The organism is Methylophilus sp. Leaf408, from assembly GCF_916856905.1.
Classification (GTDB): domain Bacteria; phylum Pseudomonadota; class Gammaproteobacteria; order Burkholderiales; family Methylophilaceae; genus Methylophilus.
Window position 1 is genome coordinate 1,668,293 of sequence record NZ_CAKASK010000001.1, and the last position, 17,594, is coordinate 1,685,886.

At 48.1% G+C, this 17,594-nt stretch carries 18 protein-coding genes; 8 read left to right on the top strand and 10 right to left on the bottom strand.

The window, feature by feature from the left end; all coding sequences use genetic code 11:
• The first annotated feature begins 30 nt into the window (after positions 1 to 30).
• Entirely contained in the window at positions 31 to 363 is a 333-nt protein-coding gene (locus tag LPA26_RS07755) for a P-II family nitrogen regulator (protein WP_055826814.1), read from the top strand.
• A gap of 65 nt (positions 364 to 428) precedes the next feature.
• On the opposite strand, the gene LPA26_RS07760 is transcribed toward LPA26_RS07755, so the two are convergent.
• From LPA26_RS07760 to dapA, 3 genes are read right to left on the bottom strand one after another with little or no spacing between them, the layout of a single operon-like run.
• Positions 429 to 1,196: an MBL fold metallo-hydrolase gene (locus tag LPA26_RS07760; RefSeq protein WP_229007911.1), complete on the bottom strand. Its 768-nt coding sequence runs from the start codon at positions 1,194 to 1,196 to the stop codon at positions 429 to 431.
• A gap of 11 nt (positions 1,197 to 1,207) precedes the next feature.
• Positions 1,208 to 2,464, bottom strand: a complete 1,257-nt coding sequence (gene bamC, locus LPA26_RS07765; protein WP_229007912.1) for an outer membrane protein assembly factor BamC — start codon at positions 2,462 to 2,464, stop codon at positions 1,208 to 1,210.
• Between the two features lie 18 nt (positions 2,465 to 2,482).
• Positions 2,483 to 3,358 (bottom strand): 4-hydroxy-tetrahydrodipicolinate synthase, encoded by an 876-nt coding sequence (dapA, locus tag LPA26_RS07770; protein ID WP_229007913.1) that lies wholly within the window; start codon positions 3,356 to 3,358, stop codon positions 2,483 to 2,485.
• A gap of 292 nt (positions 3,359 to 3,650) precedes the next feature.
• Between dapA and rsxB the strand changes: the two genes are divergently transcribed.
• The 4 genes from rsxB (at position 3,651) to LPA26_RS07790 (ending at position 6,471) form a co-directional block, all read left to right on the top strand.
• Positions 3,651 to 4,352, top strand: a complete 702-nt coding sequence (gene rsxB / locus LPA26_RS07775) for an electron transport complex subunit RsxB (RefSeq protein WP_370634366.1) — start codon at positions 3,651 to 3,653, stop codon at positions 4,350 to 4,352.
• Positions 4,353 to 4,393: 41 nt separating this feature from the next.
• A complete protein-coding gene (nth, locus tag LPA26_RS07780) occupies positions 4,394 to 5,053 on the top strand; it encodes an endonuclease III (protein WP_229007915.1) in 660 nt (219 codons plus the stop codon).
• Between the two features lie 2 nt (positions 5,054 to 5,055).
• Complete coding sequence (locus tag LPA26_RS07785) at positions 5,056 to 5,505, top strand: DUF1841 family protein (RefSeq protein ID WP_055826819.1); 450 nt, start codon at positions 5,056 to 5,058, stop codon at positions 5,503 to 5,505.
• Between the two features lie 498 nt (positions 5,506 to 6,003).
• Complete coding sequence (locus LPA26_RS07790; RefSeq protein ID WP_055872261.1) at positions 6,004 to 6,471, top strand: MarR family winged helix-turn-helix transcriptional regulator; 468 nt, start codon at positions 6,004 to 6,006, stop codon at positions 6,469 to 6,471.
• Positions 6,472 to 6,558: 87 nt separating this feature from the next.
• Here the strand turns inward: LPA26_RS07790 and LPA26_RS07795 are convergent, their stop codons facing one another.
• The 3 genes from LPA26_RS07795 to LPA26_RS07805 all read right to left on the bottom strand — a co-directional run bounded on the left by LPA26_RS07795 (position 6,559) and on the right by LPA26_RS07805 (position 10,534).
• Positions 6,559 to 6,747 (bottom strand): DUF1289 domain-containing protein, encoded by a 189-nt coding sequence (locus LPA26_RS07795; RefSeq protein ID WP_229007916.1) that lies wholly within the window; start codon positions 6,745 to 6,747, stop codon positions 6,559 to 6,561.
• A 39-nt stretch (positions 6,748 to 6,786) separates the two neighbouring features.
• A complete protein-coding gene (gene secA / locus LPA26_RS07800; RefSeq protein ID WP_229007917.1) occupies positions 6,787 to 9,525 on the bottom strand; it encodes a preprotein translocase subunit SecA in 2,739 nt (912 codons plus the stop codon).
• Positions 9,526 to 9,631: 106 nt separating this feature from the next.
• Positions 9,632 to 10,534, bottom strand: coding sequence for a M23 family metallopeptidase (locus LPA26_RS07805; RefSeq protein WP_055826827.1), 903 nt, complete (start codon positions 10,532 to 10,534; stop codon positions 9,632 to 9,634).
• A gap of 114 nt (positions 10,535 to 10,648) precedes the next feature.
• On the opposite strand from LPA26_RS07805, the gene LPA26_RS07810 reads away from it, so the two are divergent.
• On the top strand, positions 10,649 to 11,095 hold the full coding sequence (locus LPA26_RS07810) for a DciA family protein (protein WP_229007918.1): 447 nt from the start codon (positions 10,649 to 10,651) through the stop codon (positions 11,093 to 11,095).
• 237 nt (positions 11,096 to 11,332) lie between these two features.
• A complete protein-coding gene (locus LPA26_RS07815) occupies positions 11,333 to 13,363 on the top strand; it encodes a sodium-translocating pyrophosphatase (RefSeq protein ID WP_229007919.1) in 2,031 nt (676 codons plus the stop codon).
• Between the two features lie 71 nt (positions 13,364 to 13,434).
• On the opposite strand, the gene ppa is transcribed toward LPA26_RS07815, so the two are convergent.
• The 4 genes from ppa to gap all read right to left on the bottom strand — a co-directional run bounded on the left by ppa (position 13,435) and on the right by gap (position 16,424).
• A complete protein-coding gene (gene ppa, locus LPA26_RS07820) occupies positions 13,435 to 13,983 on the bottom strand; it encodes an inorganic diphosphatase (RefSeq protein ID WP_055826835.1) in 549 nt (182 codons plus the stop codon).
• A gap of 70 nt (positions 13,984 to 14,053) precedes the next feature.
• Positions 14,054 to 14,350: a YkvA family protein gene (locus LPA26_RS07825; protein ID WP_229007920.1), complete on the bottom strand. Its 297-nt coding sequence runs from the start codon at positions 14,348 to 14,350 to the stop codon at positions 14,054 to 14,056.
• A gap of 12 nt (positions 14,351 to 14,362) precedes the next feature.
• Entirely contained in the window at positions 14,363 to 15,262 is a 900-nt protein-coding gene (locus LPA26_RS07830; RefSeq protein ID WP_229007921.1) for a phosphoribosylaminoimidazolesuccinocarboxamide synthase, read from the bottom strand.
• A gap of 103 nt (positions 15,263 to 15,365) precedes the next feature.
• Complete coding sequence (gene gap / locus LPA26_RS07835; protein WP_229007922.1) at positions 15,366 to 16,424, bottom strand: type I glyceraldehyde-3-phosphate dehydrogenase; 1,059 nt, start codon at positions 16,422 to 16,424, stop codon at positions 15,366 to 15,368.
• Positions 16,425 to 16,575: 151 nt separating this feature from the next.
• Between gap and LPA26_RS07840 the strand changes: the two genes are divergently transcribed.
• Positions 16,576 to 17,565: a GGDEF domain-containing protein gene (locus LPA26_RS07840; protein WP_229007923.1), complete on the top strand. Its 990-nt coding sequence runs from the start codon at positions 16,576 to 16,578 to the stop codon at positions 17,563 to 17,565.
• The last annotated feature ends 29 nt before the right edge of the window (positions 17,566 to 17,594 follow it).

A 17,594-nucleotide genomic window follows, 5' to 3' on the forward strand; every position in this document is an offset into this window, starting at 1 on the left:
CAGTGAGTCAGTGCTAAAAAGGATATTTTTATGAAAGAAATCAAAGCAGTCATACAGCCGGCCAGATTAGCAAAAATCCGCTCGGCACTGCGTAACATCAAAGGTTTCCCCGGCATGTCGGTTAACAAGGTTGAGGGCTGCGGGCACCATTTGCAAAAACCTAGCGTCGGCGTGCGGGAAGAACTGACGGATTACAGCCCTAAAGTGTATCTGTATATGGTGGTGCCAGATGAGCTGGTTGAAGGCGTGCTGCAAACTATCGTCGAGGTAGGGCACACCGGCAATATCGGTGACGGGATTGTATGGGTCACGCCAGTAGAGCGCATGATACGGTTATCTGAACAGATTCACGTGCTGGATTAAAAATCAGTGAGGTTAGCTTGATGTTAACCAATGCCATTTTCACCAGTGACAAGTTAACCTCGTATTTACAAGCCCCGCCAGTCCAGACCTTGCTCCTGGCTGGCGATTTGCACCCAGTCAGATTCACATTGTAATACTTCACTCAACGCCTGCTTAGCCAAAGCAGGCGTATTATTTTTCTCGCTTAAATGCGCAGCCACTAAATGTTTCAGCTTGCTGTTATCCAGTTGCGCTAACAATTGCGCACTGGTCTGATTATCCAAGTGACCCAGCCAGCCACCGACACGCTTTTTAAGAGAGTAGGCATAAGGCCCGGTACGCAGCATTTCCAGGTCGTGGTTACATTCCAGAAGCAGGCCGTCGCACCCTTGCAACATGGCGACAATATGCGGCGTCACGCTACCAACATCCGTCAATACACCAAACTTACGTACGCCATCGCCAAATACAAACTGGGCGGGTTCGCGCGCATCATGTGGCACCGGGTAAGGACTTACCTCAATCTCTTCCAAGGCAAACGCTGTGTGGGCGTCAATGATATGTACAGAGACACTTTGAGAGGGAAGATAACGCTGGCACATCATATAGGTGCCATGCGTTAACCATACCGGCACCTGATACCGCGCTGCAAGCTTAAAGGCACCGCGCGCATGGTCATCATGCTCATGCGTAATCAGGATACCTGTCAGCTGTTCCGGCTGCAGTCCCAGCCGACCTAACCGCTGCACCGTCTCCTTGACGCTAAACCCGCAGTCAAGCAAAAGCCGGGTTTCCCCGGCTTCCACTAGAGTCGCATTGCCTGCGCTGCCACTACCTAAAGAAGCAAACCGCACGCAGACCTTAATTACTTGAGTTGTTCATACAGCAAAGAAACAATCCGATTCGCCGTCGTGGACGTATTACGCTTGTTGTCAGCGGTCAATACATACACATCTGTAGTGTCATCGGCGTTTTCCAGCACTTGGATATGATACTGTTTGCTGGATTTATCACCTTCTGCAGTACCTTTCCAGAATTTGGTCTTATCACCTTGCTTAACCTCAGAAGGGGTAGCAGTTTTTTCATCCTCATCACTGCCCCAGAACTTCAGGCGTTCGAGCAAGCCTTTTTTCTCCTTGATCGGGTCTTCAGCATCGGTGTCGGCATAACGAACGTAATAGATACCTTCGTTGCGGTTTTTATCTTCGGTCACAAACCCGATACGGTCTAACGACAGACCTACACGACGCCAGGCGCGATCAAATGGTTCATTCAATTTCAGCGTCACGCTCTGGTCAGCTTCTTTAACCACATCTGCGCGTTTGTCTGAAGCTGCTTGCGTCATTACCTGGTCAGCTTTCTGTTCATCCAGGCCGAGCTTGACCATCATGCGACGCAGCAACTCTGCATCAAGATCCGCATCAAACTCCTGACCGGCCGTATTTTTATTTTCTGCGGCATTAATACGGTAGCCAGTATCAATCTTACCCAGCTGCGTGTTGACGTAATTCTTGCCATCATCCGGCGCACCTGCCACCGTACGATGCGTCATATAAATCTCGGTGGTGTCGTCTTTTTCACCACGCTCAAGCCGGGTGCGGAATTTTCTTCTATCGGCAAAACCGGACAGTTTATCCAGCCAGGCATCAAATTTATCGCCATAACCACGATTATCTTCTTTCGGTTTAATCGCATCAGGCTGTAACCACTCAGTTTCAATCACACCAATTTCAGGATTTTCCACACGTACGGCAAAGCCTTGGTCCAGCCAGAAATCGCGCACAATCGGCCACACTTTCTCCGGAGGCGCGTTGACTACCAGCCAGCGCTGGGTTCCGGCTTTCACCAAACGCACATTCTTCATATCACTCAGTACAGGTTGCGGCCCATTCTGCTCTTGCGCTTCCTGATTCTGGCTGTAGGTAGAATAGCTGGTCGCGCCTGGCACATTATAAGTACTACTTGTGCGCACTGAAGTCAGGTCAGGTGGCACTTCCAGTGATTTGGAACGTCCGGCACCCTTGTAATCAGAACTGTTATTTAAGAATGGTATCGAGTCGCAACCTGCCAACACGATGATTAAACACATCAGCAGCGTACGCTGTACAAACACATTACTCATGTAAGTCATTTTCCTCATTTAAGCGATTTCCGCCTGTTTCATCGCGTGACGTAGCACTTCATGATATTGGGTTGATAGATTCACCAGTGGTAAACGAATACCGGTAGCAATCAGACCCATTTGTTGTAATACCCATTTCACTGGAATAGGATTAGCCTCTACAAATAACTTTTGGTGCAAGCCAAACAGTTTGGCATTTGCTGCACGTGCACTCTCTAGATTACCTTTTAAAGCGGAATCACACATTTCATGCATCAATCCTGGCGCCACATTCGCCGTCACAGAAATGACGCCTTTGCCACCCAGCAACATCAACGCCAATGCACTCGCATCATCGCCGCTATACACAGCAAAATCTGCCGGCACGCGGAGCAATAAATCCGTACCGCGTTCTATGCCGCCTGTAGCATCTTTGATGCCTACAATGTTAGGTACACTGGCCAGGCGCAATACCGTTTCATTTGTCAGGTCGCAGCCTGTACGTCCTGGCACATTATAAAGAATTTGCGGGATATCAACGGCTTCAGCCACCGCTTTAAAATGCTGATACAAGCCTTCCTGTGACGGCTTATTGTAATAAGGCGCAACCAGCAGGCAAGCGTCTGCGCCAAGCGCTTTGGCTTTTGCAGTCAGTTCGATGGCTTCTGAAGTTGAGTTTGCTCCGGTACCTGCAATGACCGGGATACGCTTGGCTACGTATTCAACCGTGGTCTTAATCAACGCACAATGCTCATCGACATCGACGGTTGGCGACTCACCTGTTGTGCCGACAATCACGATGCCGTCTGTGCCCGCTTCGATATGGAAATCGATCAGTTTTTTGAGGGCATCCAGATCCAAACGACCATCTTCAAACATCGGGGTTACAATTGCCACCAAACTGCCCGTTAACATACTTCTGCCATTCAACAATAAAGCGGTTATTTTAACTGATTATGCAACCGAACGCCAAGGAAGCCGACCGCAATACCATCATCCCTCGATGCTACCTAAATAACTGCAAACAATACGATTTCTCAACCAATCTTAGAAATCAAAAAAAGATAGTAATCTTGCTGGTAAAGCTTTCTTCTAAGGCCTTCAATCAAATAGCGCAACTTAGATTCAGCTATAATATGCCGATTGATAATTGAAGGTGGAAGAACGCTGACGACGTGACCTCATGCAACCATTAAGCCATGACGCGATGGCGACTCATACAGACGCTACCGCCAACAACCAGCACAGTAATTTAGATGACATTCTGATTGAGTGTATTGATGCAATATTGCCACAAACCCAATGTCAGCAATGCGGCTATGCCGGATGCAAACCTTATGCAACTGCTATCGTCCAGGGTTCGGCTAACATTAATCAATGCCCACCAGGTGGTGAAGCGGGCATACATGCTTTGTCGGTGCTTTTAAATGTGCCTGACCTGCCGCTGAATACCGCGCACGGCTTTACCAAACCCAAAGCGGTTGCTGTGATTGATGAGCAGCGTTGTATTGGTTGCACATTGTGCATTAAAGCATGCCCGGTCGATGCCATCTTAGGAGCATCCAAACACATGCATACGGTGATCAGCCAGGAATGTACCGGCTGTGAATTATGTTTAGCACCCTGCCCGGTCGATTGCATAACAATGCAGCCCTTGACTAAGCAACATGCAGACACTGAGAAAGCTGCAGCCGCTCTGGCACGTCGACGTTATCAAAATCGACAAGCCCGACTCGAACGAGAAATAGAAACACGCGCACAGGGATTAGCTAAACGCAATCAGTCTATGGTTGTAGCTACGGACCCATCAGTGAATGAGTCAATGTCTGCTTCCACTAACCATGACGCCATCAAAAAATCTGCCATTGCTGCGGCGATGGCACGCGTTAAAGCGCTAAAGTCAATCTAATAAAAACTCGTGATATGTACTCTTTTGACTAAGCTATTTGTATGAATGCCGCAAAAAGACTCGCTATTTTCCAGAGGCTGGCGCAAGCCATTCCTAACCCGGCTACTGAACTGGAATACACCACTACGTTTGAATTATTGATAGCAGTCATTCTCTCGGCCCAAGCTACGGATAAAGGCGTCAATATTGCCACGCGCAAGTTATTTAAAGTGGCCAACACACCGCAAGCCATTGTTGACTTGGGCATAGATGGACTTGAAAGCTACATTAAAACTATAGGTCTATATCGCGCCAAGGCACAAAATGTATTGAAATGTTGCCTGCAACTAATTTCGCTGCATGAGGGTCAAGTACCGGATAAGCGGGAAGCATTGGAAGCGTTGGCAGGCGTGGGGCGCAAAACTGCCAATGTCATTTTGAATACGGCGTTTGGCCAGCCTACCATTGCGGTGGACACACATTTATTCCGCGTCGGAAACCGCACCAGACTGGCGCCAGGTAAGACGGTGCTTGAAGTCGAGCAGCGATTTTTAAGCACTACCCCAAAACAATTTTTACAGGATGCTCACCACTTGTTAATTTTGCACGGACGTTATACCTGCGTCGCGCGAAATCCCAAATGTGGCATCTGTTGCATAGTCGATTTATGCGAATACCGTGATAAACAAATACATCCGGTGTTGCCTCCAACAGGAAACTAAACATGGCTTTATTCAACCCTAGTCGAGACGAAGTCAGGCAATTTTTCTTTGATGCGTGGGCTAAATTCCAGCAGCAGAAAGTGCTGACCGGACTTGAGAAAATGGCAGTCGGCATTATGCACCTGCATCCTGAATACCAAGCCATTCTGGACGCGCCGGAACAACATTTGCAACAAGCCTATTATCCGGAAATGGGCGAAACCAACCCGTTTTTGCATATGAGCCTGCATCTATCCATTCAAGAGCAGATCAGCATCAACCAGCCGGCTGGCATTACACAAGCTTATGGCAAACTATGTACCCGTTATCAAGAAGAGCATGAGGCACAACATGCTTTACTCGAATGCCTGGCAGAAACCATCTGGCTAGCACAGCGCAACCAGACCAGCCTCGATGTCGCGCATTACCTGCAATTGATAGAACAACGTGCAGGCAACACCTCATCAACTTGAATTCGAGACCGCCTGAGTCGATCTTGCAAAGCCATCCGGCCCCTCACCTATCAAAGAAACGGCCGATCTTGCTACAACCATAACCTCTTTGCTGATTTCATTACTATGATTTTACGGTTGAATAACTCGCCCAATCTGCAAAACCCAATCACCTTTGTAAGCTACGCGTGAGTATGGATTAGTGACTTTGCATCAGCTTATTTATAGCACGTATCAATGATCTCTATAAACTAAATAATGGGCCTGTCTCTTTTTTACAACAGGTCATTCTTAGCAACAGTTAGCATCAATTAGCACATGTATATGGCAGGCCGCAAACTGAGGCCGTAATTGAAATCTATAGGAATTTTTCTAATTATTTTCAGTCCTAATTAAAACACATTGATTACCACAATAATAATTACCAGACAATTTTTTTGCATCTCCAGGCCTTGCTGAACGATCTCTCCTTTCAGAAAATGGTAGAATGTCAACAAAGATTTTAAAAATATATTGATTATGCAGAATTCACTAGCAAAAGAAGCACTTAAGCAGTTCCGTATCATTTTTGGAGCTGTTAGACAGCATTTTAGAGAAATTGAATCAACTTGCGGCATTTCAGGATCCCAGCTATGGCTGTTACATGAAATTTCAACGCACCCGGAATTAGGGGTTTCAAGACTCGCAGAAAATCTGTCTATTCATCAATCTACCTGCAGTTTGCTAGTTGAAAAACTGGTCAAAAAGCAATTGGTAAAAAAACAGCGTTTGACTGAAGACCAGCGTAAGGTGGGTTTGTTGGTTACCGCGGCAGGACATGCAGTGCTGGCAAAAGCACCCCAACCAGTGGATGGCATTTTGCCGCAAGTGCTGGCATCCATGGAACTGGATGCGCTCAAAAACCTGAAAACCTCTTTGGAGCTGGTGGTTTCCAAACTGGATACTAAATCAGGCACCATGGGCAATCATCCTCTCGCAGACCTGTAATCTGCTTGGGGTAAGAAATAAAAAGCCGGCAGTGCCGGCTTTTTTATGTAACTACGTCGTATACATGTATACCTAATACGAGATCAATTAATCACCGAACACTGCCGCTTCGCGTGCAGATGCTTTCTTGATGACCTCGGACTTGGTTGCGTTATCCATATCCCACCACTGCTGGATCTCTTCCAGCGTGCGGTAACATCCTTCACAAAAACCGCTGGTATCATCAATACTACAAACGCCTATACATGGCGACGCAATAATAGCCTGATCAGACATTTTGTCCCTTTCCTACTAGCTTGTACCTATTTGGTGCATTTAGCTCAAAGCACCATGGCAATTTTTGAAACGTTTGCCTGAACCGCATGGACATGGGTCGTTACGGCCAACACGTACTCCTTCAGGCAGGTTTAACGGCTGTTTTTCAGCAGTCTCATTGCCACTATTGCTCAGAGCATTGTCGTAATCAGTGTGTTGATATTGCACATTGCCGACATCGGTAGCACGCAATGCTTCTTCAGCGCGACGTTCTTCTGCTTCAAGTTCTTCGCGTGAACGCACTTGCACCTGCATGGTAATTTTGGTGACTTCAGTTTTTACAGTATTCAGCAAAGACTCAAATAACTCGAATGCTTCGCGCTTGTATTCCTGTTTTGGATTCTTTTGCGCATAAGAGCGCAGGTGTATGCCCTGGCGCAGATGATCTAGCGCGGCCAAATGCTCCCGCCAATGATTGTCCAAGCTTTGCAGCATGACCGCACGCTCAAAATTACGCATGTTATCGTTACCGGCTAACGCTTCTTTGGAGGCATAGCTTTCATTCGCAGCTTCAACAATGCGTTCACGCAAACTTTCTGCATGCAAATCAGGATTGCTTTCCAGCCACTCACTCACGGGTAAGGGCAAGCTGGCATCTTCACGCAATGCGACTTCCAGCGCAGGCACATCCCACTGCTCCTCTACGCTGCCAGGAGGAATATGGGTATTAAACAAGCTATTGACGACATCCTCACGCATCGCGCGGATAGTTTGACCAACATCGACTGATTCCAGCAATTCGTTACGTTGTTCGTAGATGACCTTGCGCTGGTCATTCGACACATCATCGTATTCCAGCAATTGCTTGCGGATATCGAAGTTGCGGCCTTCCACTTTACGTTGCGCATTTTCAATCGCGCGCGTGACCATGGCATGCTCTATCGCTTCACCTTCAGGCATATTCAGGCGTGTCATAATCGCTGCAACGCGCTCGCCTGAGAAAATACGCAGTAATTGATCTTCAAGCGACAGGTAGAAACGGCTGGAACCTGGGTCACCCTGACGGCCAGAACGGCCACGCAACTGGTTATCGACGCGACGGGACTCATGCCGTTCAGTACCAATAATATGCAAGCCACCTGCCGCAAGCACTGCATCGTGGCGTTGCTGCCACTCCGCCTTCAGCTGCGCGATTTTTGTCTCTTTATCCGCATCATTTAAATTAGTATCGTTGTGAATAGCGTGAATTTCGCCTTCAGAATTACCGCCCAGGACAATGTCGGTACCACGACCTGCCATGTTGGTTGCAATGGTAATCATGCCGGGACGTCCGGCTTCGGCAACAATAGTCGCTTCGCGCTCGTGCTGCTTAGCATTAAGCACTTGATGTTCGAGTTTGGCCTGCGTGAGCAGCTGCGAAATCAGCTCTGAGTTTTCAATTGATGTAGTCCCGACCAACACTGGCTGCCCTTTAGCCTGGCATTGTTTAATATCTTCAATCACAGCCTTGTACTTTTCCATACCGGTGCGGTACACCTTGTCCATCGCATCCGAACGTTGCACAGGTCTGTGAGTAGGAATTACCACCGTTTCCAGCGCATAAATCTGGTTAAACTCGTAGGCCTCTGTATCGGCTGTACCCGTCATACCGCTTAGTTTCTGATACATGCGGAAGTAATTCTGGAACGTGATAGAAGCCAGTGTCTGGTTCTCTTTTTGGATCGCCACACCTTCCTTGGCTTCCACCGCCTGATGCAAACCATCTGACCAGCGACGACCCGGCATCATGCGGCCTGAGAATTCATCAACGATGACGATTTCATCATTACGCACAACATAATGCTGATCTCGGTGGTAAAGATTTTGCGCACGCAATGAAGCATACAAATGATGCACTAACGTAATATTAGCCGGTTCATACAGGCTGGAACCCGCTGGCAACATGCCGGCTTGTTCAAGCAGTTGCTCGGCATGCTCATGCCCGGCTTCGCTCATAGTAACGCTTTGGGCTTTTTCATCCACCCAGAAATCACCTTCGCCCTCTTCTTCTTGTTGACGTACCAGTTGCTTGGCGACTTCATTGATTGCGCCGTACAGGTCCACACTGTGTTCAGCCTGGCCGGAGATGATGAGTGGCGTACGCGCCTCATCAATCAAAATGGAGTCAACTTCATCCACCAGCGCATAATGCAACGGACGTTGCACGCGTTCTTCTTTGCTGAACACCATGTTGTCGCGCAGGTAGTCAAAGCCGAACTCGTTATTAGTACCGTAAGTGATATCCGAGGCATAAGCTTGTTGCTTGGCATCATGCGGCATTTGCGAAAGATTAATACCGACGCTTAAACCAAGGAAGTTGTACAGTTTACCCATCCATTCGGCATCGCGTTTAGCCAGGTAATCATTGACAGTAACGACATGCACGCCTTTACCAGTCAATGCGTTAAGGTAAGTCGGCAAGGTCGCAACCAAAGTTTTACCTTCACCTGTACGCATCTCGGCGATTTTGCCAGCATGTAGTACCATGCCACCAATCAGTTGCACATCGAAATGACGCATGCCTAATGCACGCTTGCTGCCTTCACGAACTACGGCAAATGCTTCTGGCAACAATTTATCCAGTGTTTCACCTTGCGTATAGCGTTGCTTAAATTCCTCCGTTTTTGCCCGCAGCTGTTCATCACTTAGCGCCTGAATTTCAGGCTCCAAAGCGTTTACTTGTTTGACGGTTTGCTGATATTGCTTGACCAGGCGGTCGTTACGGCTACCAAAGAATTTTTTAAACAACGAGGCTAACATGAGTCACACCGATATCCGCCAGAGCGGGGTTAAAAGAATAAACTAGGATTGTATAAGATATAGAGGCGAATTGTCTTGATTATTGCACGCAAGCAATTGAATTCAGTCAGGAATGGTTCCTGAGATATTCACGGGGGTCGAGCGGGTTGCCGTTGAGGCGAATTTCATAATGCAAATGTGGGCCCGTAGAACGGCCAGTGCTACCAATCAATGCCACTTTCTGCCCCTTGGTTACGCGCTCACCTGCTTTAACGAGCAGTCTGGAATTGTGCGCATAACGGGTTTCCAGACCAGACCCATGATCGATCTTCAAAAGATTCCCGTAATCTGAAGTTTGTACAGCAGTAGTAACAATGCCGTCAGCTGCCGCATAAACCGGTGTGCCAGAAGCAGCCGGAAAATCTAAACCTTCATGAAAAGCACGATGGCCACTCATGGGGTCGATCCGCCACCCATAACTTGAAGAGCTAAATGCCGCGTCCACCGGACTGCTATTCGGCAACATTTCTCTTAACACACTTTTAAGCAGCAACTTTGCTTCTATCTTGCCTTGGTATTCATCACGGAAATCAAGGTCAGCCGACATTTGCTCAATGGTTGCTTTCAGGTCATCTTCGGTTAGGGGCGCATCCTTAACTAAAGGCCCGCCCTGGCCGAGCACTTCATTCACCGAGGTACGTTCGTTGATAGGCTCAGCGCTGGATTTAATCCCTGCCAGTTTGGATAAACGCTGGTTTTGCGCATCGAGGCGCAGAATACGCGCCTGTAATTCGCCAATTTGCTTGGCATAGGCATCGAGATGACTTTGTGTAGAAAGCATGGCACCTCTTAAATGGGGAGGCAGAATCGCTTTAACACCCTGACTTTTAATGACTTGTTGCGGTGTAATAAAAAACAAGGTCAGCACTACGGGCACAAGTATCAACGCCAGCACCAGACCTACGCTTTCAAACATGCCTAGCGTTTTAGGCTTGGCCATTTTTTCTGAAACAATAATGATATTAATCATGCCAGGAACTCTCGCTTTTAGCCGAATACTCAAGGGAATGGCCCGTGAGAATAATCGGTGTAGTACAATATTCAAGCACTCTGCGGACAACCACGTAATTTAAAATCCAAACGCATGTTAAAAATCAATCGGATTTTCACAAACCATCACGAATTAAAACCTCTTTTAGAAGAGGCTAATGATCGTCAACAATTACAGCGGTTATGGTCTACGGTTGCCCCGGAACTATCTAAACTTTCTCATGTGCTGGCTTTGGAAGATGGCACACTCACAATCGGTGCTTATTCAGGTGCCGTTGCCAGCAAAATCAGGTTATTAGAAACCGGATTGCTACGAAAAATCTGGGATTTTTGTCAAAATTCCCAGAAAAACAAAGGGTTAAACCTTAGCGCAATTAAAGTTAAAGTGCAAGTCAAATCTCGTCCCAAACCTAAACAGAAACGTATCCAGTCCCCGTCAGATCAAGCCCTGAGCACGCTGGAAGCATGCGCAGACAAGATTGAGAACCCAGCACTTGAAGCCGCTTTACGTCACTTTATTGACCGCCAGCGCGATACCTGACTCTTTTTTGCAAATCTTGCACCCTGTCGTCACCGAATCGTAGGTGCGTTTCACCGTTATGCTGCTTCTAATTGCACCTTACTTGTGCGCATTCTTTAAATAGTGCCATAATGCACCACGCCGTTACACTTCATTTACAACTCACATACCTAAGGAACGATTCAGCATTTACAGCTTAAGTAACAAATTTAAGTAGTCATTACGTTCAACGCAGTTTCAAAAGGAACAGGAGAACACATGTCAGTCGCATTAATGTTGGCCATAGGCGCAGCAGTTTTGGCGGTACTTTATGGCGTAGTAATGAGTAAGTGGATTTCGGGATTACCTGCAGGCAACGCCCGCATGCAAGAAATTGCAGGGGCGATTCAACAAGGCGCGGCCGCCTACCTGGCCAGACAATACAAAACGATTGCCCTCGTCGGCATCATCCTGGCTGTGCTGATCGGGATTTTCCTGGGCTTATACACCGCAATCGGGTTTGTGGTAGGCGCTGTGCTCTCCGGCGCTTGCGGGTTTATTGGAATGAATGTTTCCGTAAAAGCAAACGTGCGTACGGCACAAGCGGCCACCAATGGCATCGGGCCGGCGCTGGATGTCGCTTTTAAAGGCGGAGCAATTACAGGCATGCTGGTGGTAGGGCTGGGATTATTGGGTGTCGCCGGATTCTATATTTTTCTCGGTGCTGAACAGGCAACCGATTTGAATCCTTTAATCGGCCTCGCGTTTGGTTCATCACTGATTTCGATTTTTGCGCGTTTGGGCGGCGGGATTTTCACCAAAGGCGCTGACGTTGGTGCCGACCTGGTGGGCAAGGTTGAAGCAGGCATTCCAGAAGATGATCCACGCAACCCGGCAGTGATTGCTGACAATGTAGGCGATAACGTTGGCGACTGTGCTGGCATGGCCGCCGATTTGTTTGAGACTTACGCCGTGACCCTGATTGCTACCATGGTGCTCGGTGGGCTAATGGCAGCTGAAGCGGGTGCCAACGGCGTGATATATCCGCTACTGCTGGGTGCGGTATCTATCGTTGCCTCCATCATTGGCTGTTTCTTCGTAAAGGCATCGCCAGGTATGAAAAATGTAATGCCTGCGCTGTATAAGGGCTTGGCTGTAGCGGGTGTGCTGTCGCTTATTGCGTTTTACTTTGTCACGCAATATGCATTTCCGCAAGGTTACACTCATGGAGAAGTGACCGTATCCAACCTGGCGTTGTTTGGCGCTTGCGCAGTTGGGTTAGTACTCACTGCGGCACTGGTTTGGATCACAGAGTACTACACTGGTACTGACTACGCGCCGGTCAAGCACGTAGCACAAGCCTCCACCACTGGACATGCAACTAACATCATTGCGGGCATCGGCGTCTCCATGAAATCCACCGCCTTGCCAGTGCTTTCCGTTTGTGTAGCGATTTATGTGGCATTCCACCTGGCAGGGCTATATGGCGTTGCAATTGCTGCTATGGCCATGCTGAGTATGGCTGGCATCGTAGTGGCGCTGGATGCCTATGGCCCAATTACAGACAACGCAGGTGGCATCGCCGAAATGGCAGAATTGCCAAGTAGCGTGCGTGATGTAACTGACCCACTGGATGCGGTTGGCAATACCACCAAAGCCGTGACCAAAGGTTATGCGATTGGCTCTGCCGGACTGGCTTCGCTGGTTTTGTTTGCTGATTACACACATAAACTTGAAGGTGCCGGCATTACAGCCAGCTTTGATTTAAGCGATCCCAATGTGATTATTGGTTTGTTCCTCGGCGGCCTGATTCCCTTTCTGTTTGCGGCGATGGCGATGGAAGCCGTGGGTCGTGCTGCTGGCAGCGTGGTAGAAGAAGTGCGCCGCCAGTTCCGCGAAATCAAGGGCTTGATGGAAGGCACGGCCAAACCCGAATATGGCAAGGCGGTCGATCTGCTGACCACAGCGGCAATCAAGGAAATGATGATTCCTTCATTATTGCCAGTAGCTGCACCAATACTGGTCGGCCTGTTCCTCGGCCCGGTCGCTTTAGGTGGCTTGCTGATGGGCACGATAGTCACGGGTTTATTTGTAGCAATTTCAATGTGTACTGGTGGTGGCGCCTGGGATAATGCCAAGAAATACATTGAAGATGGCCATCACGGCGGCAAAGGCTCAGATGCACACAAAGCCGCAGTGACCGGGGATACTGTAGGGGATCCTTACAAAGATACCGCCGGACCCGCCGTCAACCCGCTGATTAAGATTATTAACATCGTTGCATTATTGATTGTCCCGCTTCTACATTAATTCAATCGCGCTAAAACAAAAAAGTCGGCGATTGCCGACTTTTTTGTTTTCATTCAATTAACCATGAATATTTAGAATGCAGGCTTCACTTCTAAAGCGTTATAACGCTCCACGCCCCCAAGAATTTCAGCATGTGCTTCTTCAATGCCGGCCCAACCCTCAATCTTCACCCATTTGCCTTTATCCAGATCTTTGTAGTGTTCAAAGAAATGCGCAATCATGTCCAGGCGCCAAGGCGAAACATCACTTAATGTTCTTTGGTAAGCGTACAAACCGCATACTTTTTCAATAGGCACTGCCAGCACTTTGGCATCACCGCCTGCTTCATCAGTCATTTTCAGCATGCCCAATGGACGGCAACGCACCACTACACCTGGCAGCAGTGGTACAGGTGTAATCACCAATACATCAACCGGGTCTCCATCATCACCCAAAGTGTGTGGAATGTAGCCATAGTTACATGGGTATTGCATGGAAGTACCCATAAAACGGTCAACAAACAATGCGCCGCTTTCTTTGTCTACTTCATATTTAACCGGGTCGCCATTGGCTGGAATTTCAATAATGACGTTAAAATCGTTCGGCAAGTCTTTGCCGCTTGCTACCAAATTCAATGACATCTTTTCAAACCTATTTCACGAAAAGCCGCCATTATAGGCGATTAACATAAACCTTTGTTTGCAAACCGCATTATTTTTGATTTTCAGCAGCGCTTGCCTGATCTCGGCAAAATTGACGCACCTCAACCGGCGTTAATTTAAGAGCGAAGTAGAGCAATGTCGGGATAATCACCAGCTCATCCAGCTGGCCGATAATCGGGATAAAGTCCGGAATCAGGTCAAAGGGTAAAACCAGGTAGCCCATCGCCAGCCATAACAATCCTTTTGCCAACCTTGGGGTTTGCGGATGCGCATGTAGCGCCCGGTAAAACGCTAATTCTTGTTTGAATCTGCTGGCCAAGGTAGCCAGCTGTGCGCGAAAACTCATCAGTGTATTGAATTAATCGACTTGCAAGGTACGGCCAGTCAGCTTGGCAAATGCTTCCATATACTTATCGGAGGTTCGCTTCGCAACATCTGCTGGCAACTCCGGGCCCGGCGCTGTTTTGTTCCAGTCACAAGTTTCCAGCCAGTCACGCACATATTGCTTGTCATAACTTGGGGGATTAGCACCTTCCTGGTATTGATCAGCTGGCCAAAAACGCGATGAATCCGGTGTCAGCACTTCATCCATGACGTGCAATACACCATCTGCATCCACGCCAAATTCAAACTTGGTATCGGCAATGATAATGCCTTTGGTAAGCGCGTATTCGGCAGCTTGGGTATACAGCGCAATCGCCGCTTTTTCGACTTGGGCAGTCATATCCTTGCCAATCAACGCTTCGACTTGAGGAATACTGATATTTTCATCATGCTCGCCAACCGCAGCTTTGCTGGAAGGCGTAAATAAAGGAGCGGGTAGTTGTTGTGCCAGTTGCAGCCCGGCAGGTAATGGAATGTCGCAAACGGTACCTTTGGCCTGATACTCTTTCCAGCCGCTACCGACCAGGTATCCACGCACAATCGCTTCCAGTGGCAAGGCTTTAAGCTTTTTGACAACCACTGCACGGCCTTTGACTTGTTCAATTTCATCTGGGGCTACGACGGATTCCGGTGCTATTCCGGTCAGGTGATTGGGCACTACATTTGCCAGTTGTTCAAACCAGAAATTAGCCATTTGTGTCAGCATGGCACCTTTGTGGGGAATACCGGTTGGCAGAATCACATCAAACGCGCTCAATCGATCAGTACTGACCAGCAACATGGTTTGCGCGTCGATATCATAAATGTCTCGCACCTTGCCTTGATGCAATTTCTTCAGGCTTTTAATCGAAGTTTCCAGCAAAGGCGCACGCATAATATCTATCGCAAAAGTAAAACCGATATTATAAATGCACTGTTAGATGACTGGCGAACAATTTACCGGGGGATGTTGGCTGAAGTAAAAAGCTCAAGACACGTTAAGCAGCTTCTGCCTCTACGGTTTGTTCTGGCAATTGCGTTATCGCCAATTTGGCTTGTGCCACATAACTGGTTAGACGTAAAAGGTTGCAGGTGTAGCCATATTCGTTGTCGTACCAGCCGATCACTTTCACAAAAGTGGAATCGAGCATGATGCCGGCGCTGGCATCAAATACACTGGCTGCCGGATACCCACGGAAATCACTTGAGACCACTTGCTCTTCTGTATAACCAAGCACGCCTTTTAAATCACGCTCGGAGGCAAATTTCATTGCCTCACAAATTTCTGCATATGAAGTTTCCTGCTCCAACTCCACAGTCAGGTCAACGACAGAGACATCTGCTGAAGGGATACGCATCGCCATGCCCGTCAGCTTCTTGTTTAATTCCGGAATCACTTTACCGACTGCCTTTGCCGCGCCGGTGCTTGAAGGAATAATGTTTTCAAACACTCCACGCCCGCCGCGCCAGTCTTTTTTCGAAGTACCATCAACCGTTTTCTGCGTAGCCGTTGCGGCATGAATCGTCGTCATCAACCCACGCTTGACCCCAAACTGGTCTTGCAATACTTTTACGATAGGCGCCAGACCGTTGGTTGTGCAAGAAGCCGCGGATACAATCTCTTCGCCTTGGTAATCCAGGTGATTCACGCCAAAAACAAACATCGGGGTATCATCTTTACCTGGCGCCGATTGCACCACAATACTTGCACCTGCGGCAATATGGGCTGCACAGGATTCTTTTGTCAGAAAAACACCGGTACACTCAACTACCACATCGACTTCAACAGCTGCCCAGTTGATGTCCGCAGGATCTTTTTCGGCAGTCAAGCGTATTCTTTTGCCATCCACCACCAGAAAATCGCCCTCTAAGTGTGCATCATATGCCAGTCGGCCATGCACTGAATCATATTTCAGCATGTAGAGCATATGGTCCGGCTCTTCGATGCCATTGATGGCAACTACTTCCAGTTCATTGAACTCTGCCTGATTTAATGCGGCTCGCAGCACCATGCGGCCTATCCTGCCAAATCCGTTAATACCTACCCGAGTAGTCATTATTGATTTCTTTCATTGTTGGTTAGTTATCACACAAGCAATTTTAATGCTAATTTACATCACGAAAGTTAGACAGGCGGTTCCCGCTTGAATAGAATAAGAGTGACACGCTATTCCCGTTGTAAGTTTCAGCAACCTTGTTGGATATTTTGTGGATATTGCAGAACAATTACTGAATGGTATTTTGGACACACTGCCACTGCAAATTGCAGTGATAGATGAGACGAGCAGCATTATTTATGTCAATCAGGCCTGGCGTTCATTCGGTTTGTTTTATGGTTTGGAGTTGGATACCGACTGGTTTGGTATTGCGTACCTGGACATCTGCCGTGCCAATGAAGATACTAATCTGCCACCATTGATTTCCGGCATTGAAAAAGTGTTAAGTGGCAAAGTCGGTCACTTCAGCATGGACTATCTGTGTCATACACCCACCAAACAACCCACCTGGCTCACTTTGAGCTTGCAGCCCATGCAAACATCGCTGGCTAATAACAATCTTTTTTTGCTATCACTGACCAACATCACGCATCATAAGCAGGTTGAGGATCGCATCTCCGCGCTCACCCACACTGACCCGCTCACCGGCCTGGCTAATCGTCGCCGGTTAGAGCAATTCATGCGGGATGAATGGTCACGTGCCATCCGCCATCAATCCAGCTTAAGCGTGATGATGATAGATGCCGACCACTTTAAACAGCTGAATGACAGCATGGGGCATGCGGCCGGAGATGAGTGTTTGCGTAAGCTGGCAGGCATTTTAAAACGCTACAGCAACCGCCCCGGCGACATGGCGGCGCGCTATGGCGGCGAAGAGTTCGTGCTGATTCTGGGCCAGACCAACCAGCAGGAAGCGATTAAAATTGCCGAACGTATCCGCCAGAAAGTGATGGAGCTGGATATCCGCTTTGCCGGGCATCGCCTGATGACGATCAGTATCGGTATTGCGTCACTGGGCGTGCAGCATTCCACCACTCACAAAGAACAACATGCACGCAATCAGGCGCTGAATTTCAGTGAAGATGGTGACTTATTGCTGGAACAAGCTGATAAGGCACTGTATGTGGCGAAAAAACAAGGCAGGAACCGTGTTGAAGTGTATGACAAACATCACCGGTTGACTGTCCCGCTAACGTTTTAAAACGTTAGCGGGAGAATGTATGTGGGTCA